The organism is Acinetobacter portensis (genome assembly GCF_023158935.1).
Taxonomy (GTDB): domain Bacteria; phylum Pseudomonadota; class Gammaproteobacteria; order Pseudomonadales; family Moraxellaceae; genus Acinetobacter; species Acinetobacter faecalis.
Map to the genome: position 1 here is coordinate 669,385 of NZ_CP096120.1, position 17,730 is coordinate 687,114.

The 17,730-nt window shown below is 40.2% G+C and carries 16 protein-coding genes; 15 read left to right on the forward strand and 1 reads right to left on the reverse strand.

Going from position 1 to position 17,730, the window contains the following annotated elements; all coding sequences use genetic code 11:
* The first annotated feature begins 75 nt into the window (after window positions 1-75).
* Entirely contained in the window at window positions 76-984 is a 909-nt protein-coding gene (locus MZO21_RS03440) for a polyprenyl synthetase family protein (RefSeq protein WP_248101645.1), read from the forward strand.
* 65 nt (window positions 985-1,049) lie between these two features.
* On the opposite strand, the gene MZO21_RS03445 is transcribed toward MZO21_RS03440, so the two are convergent.
* Window positions 1,050-1,406 carry a hypothetical protein gene (locus tag MZO21_RS03445; protein ID WP_154772515.1) on the reverse strand — a complete coding sequence of 119 codons (357 nt, stop codon included), beginning with the start codon at window positions 1,404-1,406 and terminating at the stop codon, window positions 1,050-1,052.
* 475 nt (window positions 1,407-1,881) lie between these two features.
* Between MZO21_RS03445 and ndhC the strand changes: the two genes are divergently transcribed.
* The 14 genes from ndhC (at window position 1,882) to upp (ending at window position 17,697) form a co-directional block, all read left to right on the forward strand.
* Window positions 1,882-2,430: an NADH-quinone oxidoreductase subunit A gene (gene ndhC / locus MZO21_RS03450; protein WP_154772516.1), complete on the forward strand. Its 549-nt coding sequence runs from the start codon at window positions 1,882-1,884 to the stop codon at window positions 2,428-2,430.
* Window positions 2,431-2,436: 6 nt separating this feature from the next.
* On the forward strand, window positions 2,437-3,114 hold the full coding sequence (locus tag MZO21_RS03455; RefSeq protein ID WP_154772517.1) for a NuoB/complex I 20 kDa subunit family protein: 678 nt from the start codon (window positions 2,437-2,439) through the stop codon (window positions 3,112-3,114).
* A gap of 86 nt (window positions 3,115-3,200) precedes the next feature.
* Entirely contained in the window at window positions 3,201-4,988 is a 1,788-nt protein-coding gene (gene nuoC, locus MZO21_RS03460; RefSeq protein ID WP_154772518.1) for an NADH-quinone oxidoreductase subunit C/D, read from the forward strand.
* A gap of 14 nt (window positions 4,989-5,002) precedes the next feature.
* On the forward strand, window positions 5,003-5,512 hold the full coding sequence (nuoE, locus tag MZO21_RS03465) for an NADH-quinone oxidoreductase subunit NuoE (RefSeq protein WP_154772519.1): 510 nt from the start codon (window positions 5,003-5,005) through the stop codon (window positions 5,510-5,512).
* Window positions 5,509-6,837: an NADH-quinone oxidoreductase subunit NuoF gene (gene nuoF, locus MZO21_RS03470; RefSeq protein WP_248101642.1), complete on the forward strand. Its 1,329-nt coding sequence runs from the start codon at window positions 5,509-5,511 to the stop codon at window positions 6,835-6,837. The genes nuoE and nuoF overlap by 4 nt, the downstream gene beginning before the upstream one ends.
* Before the next feature lie 11 nt (window positions 6,838-6,848).
* A complete protein-coding gene (gene nuoG / locus MZO21_RS03475) occupies window positions 6,849-9,530 on the forward strand; it encodes an NADH-quinone oxidoreductase subunit NuoG (RefSeq protein ID WP_248101639.1) in 2,682 nt (893 codons plus the stop codon).
* Window positions 9,531-9,533: 3 nt separating this feature from the next.
* Window positions 9,534-10,550, forward strand: coding sequence for an NADH-quinone oxidoreductase subunit NuoH (gene nuoH / locus MZO21_RS03480; RefSeq protein ID WP_154772522.1), 1,017 nt, complete (start codon window positions 9,534-9,536; stop codon window positions 10,548-10,550).
* 18 nt (window positions 10,551-10,568) lie between these two features.
* Window positions 10,569-11,111, forward strand: a complete 543-nt coding sequence (gene nuoI / locus MZO21_RS03485) for an NADH-quinone oxidoreductase subunit NuoI (RefSeq protein WP_154772523.1) — start codon at window positions 10,569-10,571, stop codon at window positions 11,109-11,111.
* Window positions 11,111-11,629: an NADH-quinone oxidoreductase subunit J gene (gene nuoJ, locus MZO21_RS03490; protein WP_248101755.1), complete on the forward strand. Its 519-nt coding sequence runs from the start codon at window positions 11,111-11,113 to the stop codon at window positions 11,627-11,629. Before nuoI ends, nuoJ begins: the two co-directional genes overlap by 1 nt.
* Window positions 11,629-11,937, forward strand: a complete 309-nt coding sequence (nuoK, locus tag MZO21_RS03495; protein WP_154772525.1) for an NADH-quinone oxidoreductase subunit NuoK — start codon at window positions 11,629-11,631, stop codon at window positions 11,935-11,937. Before nuoJ ends, nuoK begins: the two co-directional genes overlap by 1 nt.
* On the forward strand, window positions 11,934-13,829 hold the full coding sequence (gene nuoL, locus MZO21_RS03500; RefSeq protein WP_154772526.1) for an NADH-quinone oxidoreductase subunit L: 1,896 nt from the start codon (window positions 11,934-11,936) through the stop codon (window positions 13,827-13,829). Before nuoK ends, nuoL begins: the two co-directional genes overlap by 4 nt.
* 7 nt (window positions 13,830-13,836) lie before the next feature.
* Window positions 13,837-15,444, forward strand: a complete 1,608-nt coding sequence (gene nuoM, locus MZO21_RS03505) for an NADH-quinone oxidoreductase subunit M (protein ID WP_248101753.1) — start codon at window positions 13,837-13,839, stop codon at window positions 15,442-15,444.
* Window positions 15,445-15,447: 3 nt separating this feature from the next.
* On the forward strand, window positions 15,448-16,941 hold the full coding sequence (gene nuoN, locus MZO21_RS03510; protein WP_154772528.1) for an NADH-quinone oxidoreductase subunit NuoN: 1,494 nt from the start codon (window positions 15,448-15,450) through the stop codon (window positions 16,939-16,941).
* 120 nt (window positions 16,942-17,061) lie between these two features.
* Entirely contained in the window at window positions 17,062-17,697 is a 636-nt protein-coding gene (gene upp / locus MZO21_RS03515) for a uracil phosphoribosyltransferase (RefSeq protein ID WP_248101637.1), read from the forward strand.
* Window positions 17,698-17,730: the final 33 nt, after the last annotated feature.

Here is a 17,730-nt window from a genome sequence, read left to right on the forward strand (position 1 = left end):
ATAGCCAGCAGTTAAATTGGCTATTTATAAACTGGTTAATTTTAAGTTGGGATTTATAAAATTATAGAGGCTCACGTGTCATCATCACTAGACATACAAAATAATGTACTTTCCGCAGCGCAGCAAAGAATTCAACAAGATTTGTTAATGGCTTTGGATGCTTTTGCGATTCCTGAACCTTTAAAAGGTGCGGTGCATCATGCGGTAATGTTGGGTGGTAAGCGTGTTAGACCTGCATTGGCTTATGCAACAGCATCTATAAAACCAAATTCAAACTATGCTGCTGTACGTCGTGCCGCTGTTGCAATTGAACTAATTCATTGCTATTCGTTAGCACATGATGATTTACCATGTATGGATAATGATTTATTACGTCGTGGTCAGCCGACGTGTCATGTTACTTATGGTGAAGATACAGCCTTACTTGCAGGTGATATTCTTCAATCTATGGCATTTGAGATTTTGGGTAGTCGCTTGTTTGATCAAGGGCCTGCGGTAGATGCTTCAATTGTTTTAAAACAAATGCAAATTTTAGCAACGGCTTCATCGAAAATGGTTTGTGGTCAAGTTTTAGATTTGCAAGCAGAAGGTAAGCGTGTAGATCAAGAAGCTTTGGAGAATATTCATCGCAATAAAACAGGTGCATTAATTTCTGCTGCAGTCATGATGTCTGCAATTACTATATTTGATGGTGTGGATGTTGCACTACCGAAGTTGCGTGAATATGCACAAGCGATTGGTTTGGCATTTCAAGTTCAAGACGATATTTTAGATATTACTGCTGAAACTGAAGTTTTGGGCAAAACAGCAGGTAAAGATGAGCTGGTAGAGAAATCGACTTATCCTGCACTTATGGGCTTAGATAAAGCTATTGAATATGCAAAAAAATTGCATGATCAAGCTTTTGAAACCTTAGAATACTTTGGCGATTCTGCTGAAGAGTTGGTATCTATTTCGAAATTTTTATTAGAACGTAAAAAGTAAAAGTTTCAATTGATTATTTTAGATGTAAAAAAGCGTGTTATTTAAACACGCTTTTTTTTAATTTTTTACTCTGTAATTGTCGCATCGGGAACAATGATTTTCTTGCCTGCCTTAATCGCTTGAAGGGCATCGGGGTCGAAATCAATTAATAATGAGTTATCTGCAACATTAATCGCGTACTTACTAATGAGCTTTTTATCGCCATTTAAAGTTTCAACTTTGTATTCATCTGCAATATTTAAAATGCCATCTAAATTGGTTGTTGAAGATGCTTTATCTTGACGAAATAATTCGTAGATATCACGCAGATCGAAAATCGCATTTTCTGCATCTGGGTGTTTGCTAACGTAATTTTCAATATGTCGAATAATAAGTTGTGCGTATAAAAAATAATTTGGTTTATAAGAAATATCTAACTTCATGTATTTACGCCCTTATTGTCTAGTTTTAATTGAATAATATAGAAATAGCATACTTCTGTTGAAGAGTTAAACAGCTTTAATGATGGTTTTGCAAAAGATTACAAAAAATAAATTAGATCTAAAAATCATAAAATGATAATAATTATTAGTATTGTTAAACATTGGTTTTAAATATTCTTTTTGAAATCATATTTTAAGAAAATAAAGAATAAAATAATATTTTTACAGCTGTGAAAATAAATTTACATTTTAAATTTTTAAGGAATATAAGTGATTCAAAGCCTTATAAGTGCACATAAATTAAAAAAAAGATAGAAAATGATGAAAAAATCATCCGAAAGACTAAGTGTTATAAGCTAGCAAGTGAAATCATAAATCAGGTACAATTGGCGGGATTAATTTTGTGTTTGGTGTATTTGAAGGCCAATACATACATTCTTTGTTAATAAATAGGCCTGCCAGGAGTTATCCCCGCATGAGTGCCATTACTCCATACGAATGGGCAATTATTGCCTTCGTGATCGGCGTTACATTTTTATGCGTTTTTATGCTCACTGTCCCGTTACTCCTTGGGGGTAAGTCGTGGGGTCGAGCTAAGCAAGAACAATTCGAGTCTGGTGTTGTAGGTGCCGGTGGTGCACGTATTCGCTTGTCTGCTAAATTCTATTTAGTGGCAATCTTCTTTGTTGTCTTCGACTTAGAAGCTCTTTATCTATACGCATGGGCTGTTTCAGTTCGTGAAGTAGGATGGGTTGGTTTTGCTACAGCTGCTGTATTTATTTTAGTTTTACTTGTTGGTTTGATTTATGAATTATCAACTGGCGCACTTAACTGGGCTCCATCTGATAAGCGTAAAGCTGCTGGTATTAAAGCTAAAATCGGTTCTCCAAATATGGATATAGCTGAAATTACACGCTTTAATTCAATTGAAGAGTTGGTAATGGATCCTACGGGTCAAATTCCAGCGCAATCTTCTGGTCGTGTGAAATCTAAAACACCGACTGCATCATCTGACAAGGAGTAATACGGGATGAAATACACCTTAACCCGTGCGAATCCGGATGCTGATCAATATCCACTTCAAGAGCGTCAAATCGTTACAGATCCGCTTGAAGATGAAGTGAATAAAAATGTGTTCATGACTCGTTTAGAAGATTTGGCACATACAGCAGTAAACTGGGGTCGTAAAAACTCAGTTTGGCCGTTTAACTTTGGTACATCTTGCTGCTACGTAGAGTATGCAACGACTTTAACAGGCGTGCATGACTTGTCGCGTTTTGGTGCTGAAGTAATTCGTGCTTCGCCACGTCAAGCCGATTTGATGATTGTTGCAGGTACTTGCTTTGTAAAAATGGCGCCTGTAATTCAGCGTTTGTATGAACAAATGCTTGAGCCTAAATGGGTAATCTCGATGGGTGCATGTGCAAACTCGGGTGGTATGTACGACATTTATTCAGTAGTACAAGGCGTAGATAAAATTATTCCAGTGGATGTTTATATTCCTGGTTGTCCACCACGCCCTGAAGCTTTAATTCAAGCTTTAATGTTGTTACAAGACCAAATTCAACTCGAGCGCCGTCCACTTTCAGCGGTGATTGGTGATGATCTTAAGCCAGTGTATAAGCCAAAGATGCAGCCAGAACGTGATCGTAAGAATGCAGAGCGTATTGCTGTGAAAAACTTACGCTCGATGGATGAAATTAAATAATTTAAGTGACAAATTTTTGATGCACCTGTAAGGGTGTAGTTGTCGTTTTAATTGACTGAATTTGTATAAAATAGGAAGCCAAGCCAATGGCTGAAACTGACATTGCTATGCCAGAATCAACTCCAGTTGATTCACGCCCTGCATTTGCAATTGTAGAAGAGCTCAAAACCAAATTTGGTGAGAACTTCTATGTGCAAACGACTTTTGAAGATTTTCCAACAGTCTGGGTTGAGCGCGCGCGTGTACAAGACGTTTTAATGTTCTTGCGTAAAGTTGATCGTCCTTATGTGATGTTATTCGACTTATCTGCTGTAGATGAGCGTTTACGTACACACCGTGACGGTTTACCTGCATCTGACTTTACAGTGTTCTATCACTTGTTATCGTTAGAACGAAATAGTGATATTCGTATTAAAGTTGCATTAAGTGAGAATGATGTAAATCTTCCTACAGCAACCAACATTTGGCCAAATGCCAACTGGTACGAGCGTGAAGCTTACGATATGTTCGGTATTAATTTCGAAGGGCATCCAATGCTCCGTCGTATTTTGTTACCTACATATTGGGAAGGTCATCCACTTCGTAAAGAATACTCTGCACGTGCGACTGAATATACGCCGTACATGCAAAACCAAGCGAAACAAGATTTCGAACAAGAACATTTACGTTTTGTACCTGAAGATTGGGGTCTAAAACGTGGAAATGATGATGAAGATTTCATGTTCTTGAACTTGGGTCCTAACCATCCATCTGCGCACGGTGCATTCCGTATTGTCTTGCAGTTGGACGGTGAAGAAGTGAAAGACTGTGTGCCTGACATCGGTTATCACCACCGTGGTGTGGAAAAGATGGCTGAACGTCAAACTTGGCATTCATTCATTCCGTATACAGACCGTGTCGACTACCTAGGTGGTTGTGCTCAAAACATGCCTTATGTAATGGGCGTAGAGCAAATGGCAGGAATTACTGTTCCTGACCGTGCACAATGTATTCGTGTAATGATGTCTGAATTGTTCCGTATTAATAACCACTTATTGTTTATTGGTACAGCGATTCAGGATGCCGGCGGTATGACACCAGTATTCTATATGTTCGCCGATCGTCAAAAGATTTATGACGCAATTGAAGCGATCACTGGTTACCGTATGCATCCAGCTTGGTTCCGTATTGGCGGTACTGCGCACGATCTTCCAAATAACTGGCAACATCTCATCCGTGAAATCCTTGATTGGATGCCGAAGCGTATGAATGAATACTACACAGCTGCTTTACGCAACTCTGTATTCATGGGTCGTACACAAGGTGTAGCGCAATATGATGCTAAATCTGCATTGGCTTGGGGTGTAACTGGTACTGGTTTACGTGCTACAGGTATCGATTTCGACGTTCGTAAATATCGTCCGTATAGCGGTTACGAAAATTATGACTTTGATGTGCCATTAGAGTACGAAGGCGATGCTTATGCGCGCGTAATGGTTCACTTCCGTGAAATTGAAGAATCACTGAAAATCATTAAGCAATGTTTAGATAACATGCCTTCTGGTGCTTATAAAGCTGATCATCCATTGGCTGTTCCACCACCAAAAGATAAGACATTACAAGATATTGAAACTCTAATTACGCACTTCTTGAGCGTATCTTGGGGTCCTGTAATGCCTGCAGGTGAAGCATCTGTAATGGCTGAAGTGGTAAAAGGTGCGTCTAACTACTACTTGACTTCTGATAAGTCAACAATGAGTTACCGTACTCGTATTCGTACACCAACCTTCACGCATTTACAGCAAATGCCTTCTGTGATTAACGGCAGCTTAATGTCTGACTTGATCATTTATTTGGCGACAATTGACGTCGTAATGGCTGACGTGGATCGCTAAGGGGTAAACGCATTATGATGATTTTGACAGATAAAAAACCACGTGTGACGGTTGAAGGAATTTTAACTTCGGAAGAAATTCATGAAATTGAACATCACATTGGTCACTATCCGTACCCACGTGCTGCATGTTTAGATGCATTGAAGTGTGTACAACGCCGTAATGGTTGGGTAGATGATGCGCAAATGAATGCAATTGCTCAAATGTTAAGCATGACAGTTGCAGATTTAGAAGGTGTTGCTACTTTCTATAACCGTATTTATCGCCAACCTGTAGGTCGCAACGTAATTTTATTATGTGATTCAATTGCATGCTTCTTAATGGGCGCGGAAACTTTAGCAGAAGCTTTTCAACGTGAATTAGGCATTTCATTTGGTCAAACTACCGCTGATGGTCGTTTTACTATTTTGCCAATTTGCTGTTTAGGTAACTGCGACAAAGGTCCAACCTTAATGATTAATGAAGATACTCACGGTTTAGTGGAAGTTTCTTCAGTTAAACAGTTATTGGAGAAGTATGTATGAATACTGAACCAAAACCAATTTATGGCGACGGCAACCCAGAAACTCATCCATTAACATGGCGTTTGAGTAAACAGGAAGCAGTACGCAGTGCAGACGATTACGAAGCTTTAGAAGGTTATGCAGGCTTTAAAAAAGCATTAGGCATGAAACCTGCTGAAGTATTAGATGTAATTAAAGCTGCAACTGTAAAAGGCCGTGGTGGTGCAGGTTTCCCAGCAGGGATTAAATGGTCATTGATGGCACCAAATGATGGTGGTCCTCGTTACCTGATCTGTAATGCCGATGAAATGGAACCGGGTACTTTCAAAGACCGTTTGTTGATGGAAAAACTTCCACATCAATTGATAGAAGGTATGTTGATTGCAGGCTATACGCTTGAAGCAACACAAGGTTATATCTTCATCCGTGGTGAATACATTGAAGCTGCTCAATACTTAAATGAAGCATTAGAGCAAGTTCGTGCTAAAGGTTACTTAGGTGACAACATCTTAGGTACAGGTTGGAACTTCGATTTACACGTACATACTGGCGCGGGTCGTTATATTTGTGGTGAAGAAACTGCATTAATTAACTCGCTTGAAGGTCGTCGTGCAAACCCTCGTACTAAACCACCATTCCCACAAGTTGCAGGTGCTTGGGGTCGTCCTACAATTGTGAACAACGTAGAGACGTACAACAACTTACCAGCAATTATGCTTCGTGGTCCTGAATGGTATATCGGTTTATCTGAAGGTAAATCGAAAGATCCAGGCACAAAAATTTATGGTGCATCAGGTAAAGTGAAATTCCCTGGTTTATGGGAACTTCCATTTGGTACAACTGCGCGCGAAGTGATCGAAGATCATGCGGGCGGTATGCGTGATGGCTTAAAGCTTAAAGCATGGTTACCAGGTGGTGCTTCGACTGATTTCTTAGCGGCTGAACACATTGACTTGCCAATGGATGCTGAAAGCATTATGAAAGCAGGTTCACGTTTAGGTACGTGTTTGCTTATGGTTGTTGATGAAACTCAATGTATGGTTTCTGCAACACGTAACTTAGAAGAATTCTTTGCACGTGAATCTTGTGGTTTCTGTACACCATGTCGTGATGGTTTACCTTGGGCTGTTAAAGCGCTTAAAGCACTTGAAGATGGCACAGGTAAGAAAGAAGATATCGACCACTTACAAGAACTTACTCGTAAGCTTTGGATTGGTAAAACTTTCTGTGCTCACGCACCTGGTGCGATGGAACCGCTTATGGGCGCACTCAAACATTTCCGTGGCGAATTTGAAGCAAAAGTAGTTGATGCTGCTGCTCAAATTAGCAACGTAGAACAAGCTTAAGGAATTCGACTATGGCTACAATTCATGTCGATGGCAAATCGTATGAAGTCGATGGTTCAGAGAACTTGCTACAAGCATGTTTGTCTTTGGGTATTGATATTCCATACTTTTGTTGGCATCCATCCTTAGGTTCTGTCGGTTCTTGCCGTCAATGTGCTGTGACCCAATATGCGAACCCGGAAGATACACGTGGTCGCTTGGTTATGTCATGTATGACGCCTGCGTCTGACAATACCTATATTTCGATTGAAGACAAAGAAGCAAAAGATTTTCGTGCTTCTATTGTTGAATTTTTAATGACAAACCACCCACACGACTGTCCAGTATGTGAAGAAGGTGGTCATTGTCATTTACAAGATATGACTGTGATGACACAGCATGATCGTCGTCGTTACCGTTTCACAAAACGTACGCATTACAACCAAGAGCTAGGCTCGTTTATTTCTCATGAAATGAACCGTTGTATCGCATGTTACCGTTGTGTTCGTTACTACAAAGATTATGCCGGTGGTACAGACTTTGGCGTGTATGCAAGTGCATCACGTGTTTACTTTGGTCGTCCAGAATCAGGTACTTTAGAATCTGAATTCTCTGGTAACTTGACTGAAGTATGTCCAACAGGTGTGTTCACAGATAAAACTCATTCTGAACGCTACAACCGTAAATGGGACATGCAGTATGCGCCAAGCGTATGCCAAGGCTGTTCTTCAGGTTGTAACATTTCTCCGGGTGAGCGTTATGGCGAATTACGTCGTGTAGAAAACCGTTTCAACGGTGAAGTAAACCAATACTTCCTATGCGATAAAGGTCGTTTCGGTACAGGTTATGTGAATAACGCTGATCGTCCTCGTCAACCACAATTCCGTACAGGTGACAACGTAACTACAGTTTCTGTAGACAAAGCACTTGATACAGTTATTGAAAATATCCAAGGAAAAAAAGTATTGGGTATTGGTTCACCACGTGCATCTCTTGAATCTAACTTCGCGCTTCGTGAATTAGTGGGTCAAGAAAACTATTCAACAGGTATGTCTCAAAAAGAGCAAAGTCTTGTTGAATTAGCAGCTTCAATTATGCAAACAGAGGGTGTTTACAACCCGAATATGCGTGAAATTGAAAGCTATGATGCTGTGTTGATTTTGGGTGAAGATTTAACTCAAACTGCGCCACGTATGGCTTTATCTGTTCGCCAAGCTGCGAAAAATAAAGCAAAAGAAATGGCTGCAGAACGTCGCACTCAAGAATGGTTGGCAGAACCTGTTCAACGTATTGGTCAAGATGAAAAATCTCCAATTTACATTCTTGCTGCAACGCAAACACGCTTAGCGGATGTTGCAACGGGTGAAGTTGTTGCTTCTCCTAACGATATCGCGCGTTTAGGCTTTGCGGTTGCTGCTGCAGTTGTTGGTGAAACAGTTACTGGTCTTGATGAAGATGCAAAAGCATTTGCTCAAACCATTGCTGACACATTAAAAGCTGCGAAAAAGCCATTGATTATCTCTGGTACAAGCTTACAAGACGCTGCAATTATGGAAGCTGCTGCACAAGTTGCGCAGAATCTTGGTAATGCAGGTCTTACATTGACTGTTCCTGAAGTGAACTCAATGGGCTTAGCAATTTTAGGCGGTAACAGCCTAGAGCAAGCATTTGCACAAGATTATGATGCAATTATTGTTGTAGAAAATGACCTTTACCGTCGTTTACCAGCAAAACAAGTGGATGCAGCTTTAGCGAAAGCGAAAGATGTGATTGTGCTTGATCATGCTGAAACAGCAACTGTGAAGAAAGCATCTGTTGTTCTTTCTGCTGCAAGCTTCGCTGAAGGTGATGGTACTGTGGTATCGCAAGAAGGCCGTGCACAACGTTTCTACCAAGTGTATGACCCAAGCTACTACAAACCTGAACTTGCAATCAAAGAATCTTGGCGCTGGTTACACGCTTTAGAAACAGGCGTGAAAGGCAAAGCGATTTCTTGGACTGTTCTTGATGATGTCATTGAAACGATTACGAAAAACGTACCTGCTTTAGAAGCAATTCAAGATGTAGCGCCAGATGCTGGCTTCCGTGTACATGGTCTTAAAGTTGCTCGTGAACCACGCCGTTACTCTGGTCGTACATCTATGCGTGCGCCATTGTCTATTCATGAGCCTAAGCAACCTACGGATAAAGATTCTGCATTAACTTTCTCTATGGAAGGTTATGTAGGTAATCAAACTCCGTCTCCGCTTGTACCATTTGCATGGTCTGCAGGTTGGAACTCTCCGCAAGCTTGGAACAAATTCCAAGATAAAGTGGGTGGTTCATTAAAAGGTGGTGATTCAGGTGTTCGTTTATTTGATCGTTTAGCTAAACGTCCTGTGCGTACTTTCGTAGCTCCAGCACCTGTGCTTGTGAATGCCGAAAGCTTCCGCCTTGTACCTATGCATCATATCTTTGGTTCTGGTGAATTTACTGTGAAAACACCTGCAATGGAATCGCGTATTCCTGATGCAGTATTTGCAGTAGGTGAGCAAGATGCAGCACGCTTGAATGTCCAAGATGGTCAAACAATTACTGTTAAAGCAGGGGACACTTCAATTGTTCTTCCTGTTCAAGTGATTGAATACTTACCAACAGGTTATATTGGTTACCCAATTGGTCTAGCACCAACGGTATCTCTTGCAGAGCCTGTTTCAGTCGCGGTAGGAGCGTAATTCATGGAACAAGAATTAATCCGTCAAACGCCGATTTGGGCTGAAAACTGGCCAATCGCCTATTCAGTTCTGCAAGCGATTGTAATCTTACTTGTTGTAGTACTGATTGCAGCTTTGATGTCTTTTATTGAGCGTCGTTTACTGGGCTTATGGCAAGACCGTTATGGTCCGAACCGTGTAGGTCCGGGTGGTATGTTCCAGATTGTTGCCGACATGCTTAAAATCATGTTCAAAGAAGACTGGACACCAAAATTCGTAGACAAATTAACTTTCCGTATGGCTCCAGCAGTTGCGATGGCAACTGCGGTGCTATCTTTCATGGTTATTCCTGTATCACCTTATTTAGGTGTTGCAGACATGAGCATTGGCTTATTGTTCTTTATGGCAATGGCAGGTATTGCAGTTTATGCAGTACTTTTCGGTGGTTGGTCATCAAATAACAAATATGCGTTACTTGGTGGTTTACGTTCTGCGGCTCAAACTATTTCTTACGAAGTGTTCTTGGGTATTTCACTAATGGGTGTGGTTGCAATTGCAGGCTCATTCAACATGCGTGAAATTGTAGAAGCTCAGAAAGATGTTTGGTTTGTGATTCCACAATTCTTAGGTTTCTTAATCTTTGTGGTTGCGGGTGTTGCGGTAACTCACCGTCATCCATTTGACCAACCAGAAGCTGAACAAGAATTGGCAGAAGGTTACCATGTAGAGTACGGTGGTATGAAATGGGGTATGTTCTTCGTTGCAGAATATGTGAACGTGGTACTTATTTCAGCACTTATCGTAACTTTGTTCTTTGGTGGTTGGTTAGCGCCATTCAACTTAGATATTCCATTCATTCCAGCTGCATTCTGGTTCATCATTAAAACAGCATTCTTTGTAATGATGTTTGTATTGGCACGTGGTTCATTAATGCGTCCACGTTATGACCAAGTAATGAATTTTGGTTGGAAAATTTGCTTGCCATTGGCATTGGTAAACCTTTTGGTTACTGGTGCTATGATTCTGATGAATCAGGCCTAAGACAGCAGGGAGAATAAAATGTTTAAGTTTCTAGCTGGATTTGGGTCAATCGTTCGTTCGTTATTTATGGTGTTTAGCCATGTGACACGTAAACGTGACACCATTTTATATCCGGAAGTGAAAGCTGAAGATATCGTGCCACCACGTTTCCGTGGTCGTATTGTGTTAACACGCGACCCAGATGGTGAAGAGCGTTGTGTTGCTTGTAACTTATGTGCGGTTGCTTGCCCAGTAGGTTGTATTTCACTACAAAAAGCAGAAAAAGAAGATGGTCGTTGGTACCCAGAGTTTTTCCGTATCAACTTCTCACGTTGTATTTTCTGCGGTATGTGTGAAGAAGCATGTCCAACGACTGCAATTCAAATGACACCTGATTTCGAATTAGGTGAGTATGTGCGTCAAGACCTTGTATATGAGAAAGAAAACTTACTTATTTCAGGTCCTGGTAAATATCCTGACTATAACTTCTACCGCGTAACGGGTATGGCTGTAAACGGTAAAGATAAAGGTCAAGCGCAACGTGAAAGTGCGCCAGTTGATGTACGGAGTCTATTACCATGATGTGGCCATTTTATTTGATGGCACTTGTGGCCATTGTCTCTACAGTTCGTGTTGTAACAAACACGAACCCTGTACACGCTTTATTAAGCTTGATCGTGTCATTACTTGCTGTTGCAGGTATGTTCATGATCGTTGGTGCACCATTTGCTGGTGCGCTTGAAATTATTGTTTATGCTGGCGCGATCATGGTGTTATTCGTGTTCGTTGTGATGATGCTTAACCTTGGTCAAGATACAGTTGAACAAGAAAGCAAATGGTTAACATCATCTGCATGGGCATATCCTGCATTAATGAGCTTCTTAATGGGCTTATTACTTGTTTGGATGCTTGGATCTGACTACACACAAAGTGTTGCACTTATGGGACAAGAAATTGTTGGTCCTAAAGAAGTTGGTCAAGCGCTCTTTACTCACTACTTATTGTTGGTTGAAGTTGCCGCAATGTTATTGCTAGCAGCACTTGTTGCAGCATTTCATATCGGTAAACGTGAACCAAGTGCTGAAGAGGAAAAAGAATAATGGGTCACATTCCTTTAGAACACGGTTTGATCGTTGCGACCATTCTTTTTGCACTTGGTTTTTACGGTGTAATGGTTCGACGCAACCTATTATTTATTTTAATGAGCCTTGAAATCATGATGAACGCTGCTGCTTTAGCGTTTGTATTGGCAGGTAGTGCATGGGCACAACCAGATGGCCAAATCATGTTCATCTTGATCTTAACGCTTGCTGCGGCAGAGGCGTGTATCGGCCTTGCGATCGTGCTTCAGTTTTACCATCGCTTCCATCATTTGGATGTGGATGCTGCTAGTGAGATGCGCGGATGAGTTATTTATATCTAACAGTATTATTTCCGCTCATTGGTTTTATCCTTTTAGCGGCAGGACGCAACAAGCTTCCTGAAAATGTAGCTGCAATTATTGGTGTAGGTTCTGTTGGACTTTCAGCTTTATTTGCACTTATTGCAGGCATCGATTTTGTAAATAATGGATCGGTTGCAACAACTCAACATCTTTGGACTTGGTTCAATGTTGCAGGTTTAGCACCAGGCTTTAGTTTACATTTAGATGGTCTATCATTATTAATGATGGGCATGATTACAGGTGTGGGTTTCTTAATTCACATCTTTGCATCATGGTATATGCGTGGTGAAGAAGACTTCGCGCGTTTCTTCTCTTATTTCAACTTATTCGTAACAAGCATGTTGCTTTTAGTATTAGGCGACAACTTAGCATTGTTATTCTTAGGTTGGGAAGGCGTTGGTCTTTGCTCATACTTGCTTATTGGTTACTACTACCAAACACCTGCAAACGGTTTTGCTGCAATTAAAGCATTCACTGTTACGCGTGTTGGTGACGTATTCTTACTTATCGCACTGTTCTTGTTATATCAACAATTTGGTACGTTAAATACGCAATACATCGTAGAAAATGCAGCAAATGTGATGACACAAAGTTCATCTATTACCATTTGGACAGCTTTAATGTTGTTCTTAGGTGCTGCTGGTAAATCTGCTCAAATTCCATTGCAAACATGGTTGGCAGATGCGATGGCTGGTCCTACACCAGTATCTGCATTAATTCACGCAGCAACAATGGTTACAGCGGGTGTTTACTTATGCTGCCGTATGTTCTCAGTATTTGAACTTGCGCCAGAAGTGATGTTATTCATTTCTGTAACAGGTGCTGTGACATTACTTGTAGCTGGCTTTGCAGCATTGGTTCAAACAGACATCAAACGTATTTTGGCTTACTCAACAATGAGTCAGTTAGGTTATATGTTTATGGCTGTTGGTGCTGAAGCGTACCAAGCAGGTTTATTCCACATGCTTACTCACGCATTCTTTAAGGCATTATTATTCTTGTCTTCAGGTGCGGTGATTCTTGCTTACCATCACGAACAAAACATCTTCAAAATGGGTGGTTTGTTCAAGCGTAATAAATTCTTATTCGCTTGCTTCGCGATTGGTGGCGGTGCATTGGCAGCGATTCCATTCTTAACGATTGGTTTCTTCTCGAAAGATGCAATTTTAGCTGCAGTTTGGACACAAAGTCATATTGCAGGTATTCCACTTTATAACTGCCTATATTGGGCAGGTGTAGCAGGTGCTTTCTTAACTTCAATTTATACATTCCGTTTAATTTGGGTTGTATTCTTTGGTGAAGAAAAAACTGCATATCACGAAATTAAAGGCGTGACTTATTGGTTGCCTTTATCAATTCTTGCTGTGCTTTCTACTGGTGCTGCAATTGTATTGAAAGCGCCTGTAATGAGCATTCTTGATGCAGCTCGCATTCCAGCATTTATTATTCCAGAAGCTTTAGAAGCTGGTGCACATGGTGCTGAATATGTCGCTATTGCAGTTGCATTAACAGGTCTTGTGGTTGGTGTAATCTTATTTGCTTTTGCATATAAAGCAGTTCAAGCATTTGCAAACACTTGCTTCGGTGCTGGTCTTGTAAATATCTGTCGTAATGCACTTGGTTTTGATGCGCTGTATGACATCGTATTTGTAAAACCATACTTACTTCTTGCGAAGATTTTAGGTCGTGATCCAATTGATGGTTTGTGGTTAATGCTACCAGCTATTGTTAAAGGTGGTCATAGCTTTACAAGTTCACGTCAAACTGGTTCGTTACGCGAATATGCATCAAGCATGGCTTTGGGCATTATTGTGTTATTGATGATTTTGATCGTGACTCAGGTTGTGGGGAAATAAGATGGAAATCACAAACAATTGGATTTTACCCGCACTGATCCTTGTACCGTTCATTGCAGGTTTTGCATGTTGGTTAGTCGACAAGGTTGACCAACACTTACCGCGTTACATCGCACTTATTGGTATGCTTGTTACATTAGTGCTTACCGTTGTGCTTTGGGCTCAGGGTGGTTATGACTATTCTTTACAGTCAACACCAGTTTGGGCAGCAGAATTCCATCTTGAATGGATTAAATCTTTAGGCATTAACATTCACTTAGCTGTGGATGGTTTATCACTTCTTATGGTTGGTTTAACTGCATTACTGGGTGTACTTGCAGTTGGCTGTTCATGGGGTGAAATTCAGAAGAATGTTGGCTTCTTCCACTTAAACCTTTTATGGTCTTTAGGTGGTGTAATTGGCGTATTCTTAGCAATTGACTTGTTCTTGTTCTTCTTCTTCTGGGAGATGATGCTTGTACCTATCTACTTCTTGATCGCACTTTGGGGTCATTCAGGAGCAGATGGTAAGTCACGCGTTTATGCTGCAACTAAATTCTTCATTTATACGCAAGTCGCTGGTCTAATCATGCTTATTGGTATTTTAGGTCTTGTGATCTTTAATGCGATGGCTGTTACAGGTCAAATTAGCTTTGCTTATAATGATTTATTAATGGCTGCTCACCAATTAGAAGCGACGTATCCTGCATTTGCTTATGGCTTCATGATCTGTTTATTTATCGGTTTTGCGGTAAAACTTCCTGTTTTCCCATTACACGGTTGGTTACCAGATGCGCATGCTCAAGCACCTACAGCGGGTTCTGTCGATCTTGCAGGTATCTTAATTAAGACTGCTGCTTATGGTTTATTACGTTTCGTAATTCCATTCTTCCCAGCGGCTTCTGCACAATTTGCAGATATTGCAATTATTCTAGGTTTAATTGGTATTTTCTACGGTGCTTGGTGTGCATTCCAGCAAACAGATATGAAACGCTTACTTGCGTACACATCTATTTCGCACATGGGCTTCGTATTACTTGCAATTTATGCAGGTAATGTCCTTACGTTCCAAGGCTTAATGATCATGATGTTAGCGCATGGCTTATCATCTGCTGCATTGTTCATTATGTGTGGTCAAGTGTACGAGCGTTTACATACACGTGATTTACGTCTTATGGGCGGTATTCGTGGTCAATTCCAATATTTACCATTCTTCTTAATGTTCTTCGTTGCTGCACTTGTGGGTATTCCTGGTTTAGGTAACTTTATTGGTGAATTCCTGATTCTTATGGGTTCATTCGCTAAGTTCCCAGTATTCACAATTATTGCTGCTGTAAGTTTAGTGTTTGCAGGTCTTTACGGTTTAATCCTGATTCACAAAACATTATTTGGTACGCCAAATGAAGAACAAAAACAACATTATGCAAGTCCGTTAAAAGACTTAAATGCGCGTGAAGTTGTTATTCTTCTAGTATGTGCTCTTGGTCTTGTATGGCTTGGTATCTACCCACAATCATTCCTTGATATTTCTAATTCAAGCATGGCGTGGTTGGCTCATAGCTACATCCCAGTTCAAGAAGTCGTTGAAGTTGTTCAACAAGCAGCTATTCAACCTGAAAATGTGGGGATCCAATAAGTCATGAACTTCACAATGTCATTTTCTGAGCTTATGCCATTGGCTCCTGTGATGATCGTAGCGTTGACTATGATCGTCGTGATGATTCTCACTGCAATTAAACGTAATCATAATTTAATTGCAACAGCTTCAGTGGTTGGTTTAAACCTTGCTGTTGGTTTAATTTTAATCACAATGTTTGGTGGCTCATTTACGCCATCAAACGTGATGGGCATGTTTATGGTTGATCCATTTACAATGCTTTATCAGTTGTTAATTTTAATTGCAGCACTTGCTTGTTGTACTTTGTCTCATGCTTATATTGAGTCATATAAAGACAACCGCGAAGAATTGTATATTTTAATGTTGGGCTCGGTAACGGGTGCAATGTTAATGGTTGCAAGTTCTCATTATGCTTCTTTCTTCATTAGCCTTGAGTTAATGTCGATTCCTGTATATGGCTTATTGGCATATACGCATCAGCGTTCTAAATCTTTAGAAGCAGGTGTGAAGTATCTTGTACTTTCAGCAACAGCTTCTGCAATGCTATTAATGGGTATGGCATATATTTATGCGTACACAGGTTCATTATCATTCTATGATTCTGTTCAAGCATTGTTGCAAAACCTAAATCAACCGCTTGTGTTGATTGGTATGGCATTCATTATTTTTGCTGTAGCATTTAAATTGTCTCTTGCGCCATTCCATAAATGGACACCAGACGTTTATGCCGGTGCTCCAGCGCCAATCGTAACTTTCTTGGCAACAGCTGCGAAAGTTGCAACAATTGGTTTGTTTGTACGTTATTTACTTTCTTCAGGTGCAATTGCAGTTCAATCTGTAGTAACAATTTTAACTGTTATTGCTGTGTTATCTATTGTTGTAGGTAACTTACTTGCAGTTCGTCAAGTGAACTTAAAACGTATTTTAGCTTACTCTTCAATTGCTCATTTTGGTTACTTGTTAATTGGTTTAATTAGCTTAACGTTTGCAAGCCTTGGTAATGTATCTGTTTACGTGATTACGTATGTAATTACTACAATTGGTGCATTTGGTGTTGTAGCGCTTATGTCTAGCCCATATAACAATTCAGATGAAGCAGAGAGTCTTGCTGAGTACCGTGGTTTATTCTGGCGTCGTCCAGTATTAACTGCTGTATTAACAGTAATGATGCTATCACTTGCTGGTATTCCATTAACAGCAGGCTTCATTGGTAAGTTCCTTATTGTAATGGCTGCTGTTACAGCTCAACATTGGTTCCTTGCTGCAATGATTGTGTTAGGTTCAGGTATTGGCTTGTATTACTACTTACGTGTAATTATCGTAATGTACATGACACCACCAGAAAACCCACGTATTGATGCTGTAGATCATTGGGGTCAAAAAGTGGGCGGTATTATGGTGTTGTTAGCTGCTCTAGCTGTATTGGTGATTGGTATTTATCCAGATCCAATTATTAGCTTAGCTGTACAATCTGAAATTTTATCTCCGCTACATATGATGATGAGTTCACGTTAATCTAGATAAAAGATCGACGTAATTTAAAAAAGCCTCCAAATTGGGGGCTTTTTTATTTTTTCAAAAGGCAAAATACATTTATAATGGTGAAAATTTATTTACCCTTTTAGGTGTTCTCCCGTGGCTATCCATGAAATTCAACATCCATTAATTCGACATAAACTTGGTTTACTTCGTCGTGCTGAAATTAGTACTAAAAACTTCCGTGAGCTTGCTCAAGAAGTAACAATGTTACTTACTTATGAAGCGACTAAAGACTTACCAATGTGCGATCATGAAATTGATGGTTGGGCTGGTCCAGTGACAACTCAGCGTATTGCGGGTAAAAAAATTACAGTTGTACCAATTTTACGTGCTGGTATTGGCATGTTAGATGGTTTCTTGAACCTCATTCCAAGCGCAAAAGTTTCGGTACTTGGTTTAGAGCGTGATGAAAAAACTTTAGAAGCACGTACATATTATAAAAAATTAGTACCAGATGTAGAAAACCGTATTGCAATGATCATTGATCCAATGCTTGCAACAGGTTCATCTTTAGTAGCAGCAATTGATGTATTGAAAGCAAGTGGCTGTAAAGATATTCGTGTTATGGTTCTTGTTGCGGCACCAGAAGGTATTAAGCGCGTAGAAGAAGCACATCCAGATGTAGTAATGTTTACAGCTTCAATTGATGATGGCTTAAACGAGCAAGGTTATATTGTTCCTGGTCTTGGTGATGCAGGCGATAAAATCTTTGGTTCTGTACAAAAAGATTAATTTTAAGATGAATTAAAAAAGGGGCTTCTACAG

Bases quoted from the DNA above. Each gene is read 5' to 3' on its own strand.
- nuoI (WP_154772523.1), top strand. From the start codon at position 10,569: ATGTTTAAGTTTCTAGCTGGATTTGGGTCAATCGTTCGTTCGTTATTT.
- MZO21_RS03445 (WP_154772515.1), bottom strand. From the start codon at position 1,406: ATGAAGTTAGATATTTCTTATAAACCAAATTATTTTTTATACGCACAA.
- nuoK (WP_154772525.1), top strand. From the start codon at position 11,629: ATGGGTCACATTCCTTTAGAACACGGTTTGATCGTTGCGACCATTCTT.
- nuoG (WP_248101639.1), top strand. From the start codon at position 6,849: ATGGCTACAATTCATGTCGATGGCAAATCGTATGAAGTCGATGGTTCA.
- nuoC (WP_154772518.1), top strand. From the start codon at position 3,201: ATGGCTGAAACTGACATTGCTATGCCAGAATCAACTCCAGTTGATTCA.
- MZO21_RS03455 (WP_154772517.1), top strand. From the start codon at position 2,437: ATGAAATACACCTTAACCCGTGCGAATCCGGATGCTGATCAATATCCA.
- nuoL (WP_154772526.1), top strand. From the start codon at position 11,934: ATGAGTTATTTATATCTAACAGTATTATTTCCGCTCATTGGTTTTATC.
- nuoF (WP_248101642.1), top strand. From the start codon at position 5,509: ATGAATACTGAACCAAAACCAATTTATGGCGACGGCAACCCAGAAACT.
- ndhC (WP_154772516.1), top strand. From the start codon at position 1,882: ATGAGTGCCATTACTCCATACGAATGGGCAATTATTGCCTTCGTGATC.
- nuoH (WP_154772522.1), top strand. From the start codon at position 9,534: ATGGAACAAGAATTAATCCGTCAAACGCCGATTTGGGCTGAAAACTGG.
- nuoJ (WP_248101755.1), top strand. From the start codon at position 11,111: ATGTGGCCATTTTATTTGATGGCACTTGTGGCCATTGTCTCTACAGTT.
- nuoN (WP_154772528.1), top strand. From the start codon at position 15,448: ATGAACTTCACAATGTCATTTTCTGAGCTTATGCCATTGGCTCCTGTG.
- nuoE (WP_154772519.1), top strand. From the start codon at position 5,003: ATGATGATTTTGACAGATAAAAAACCACGTGTGACGGTTGAAGGAATT.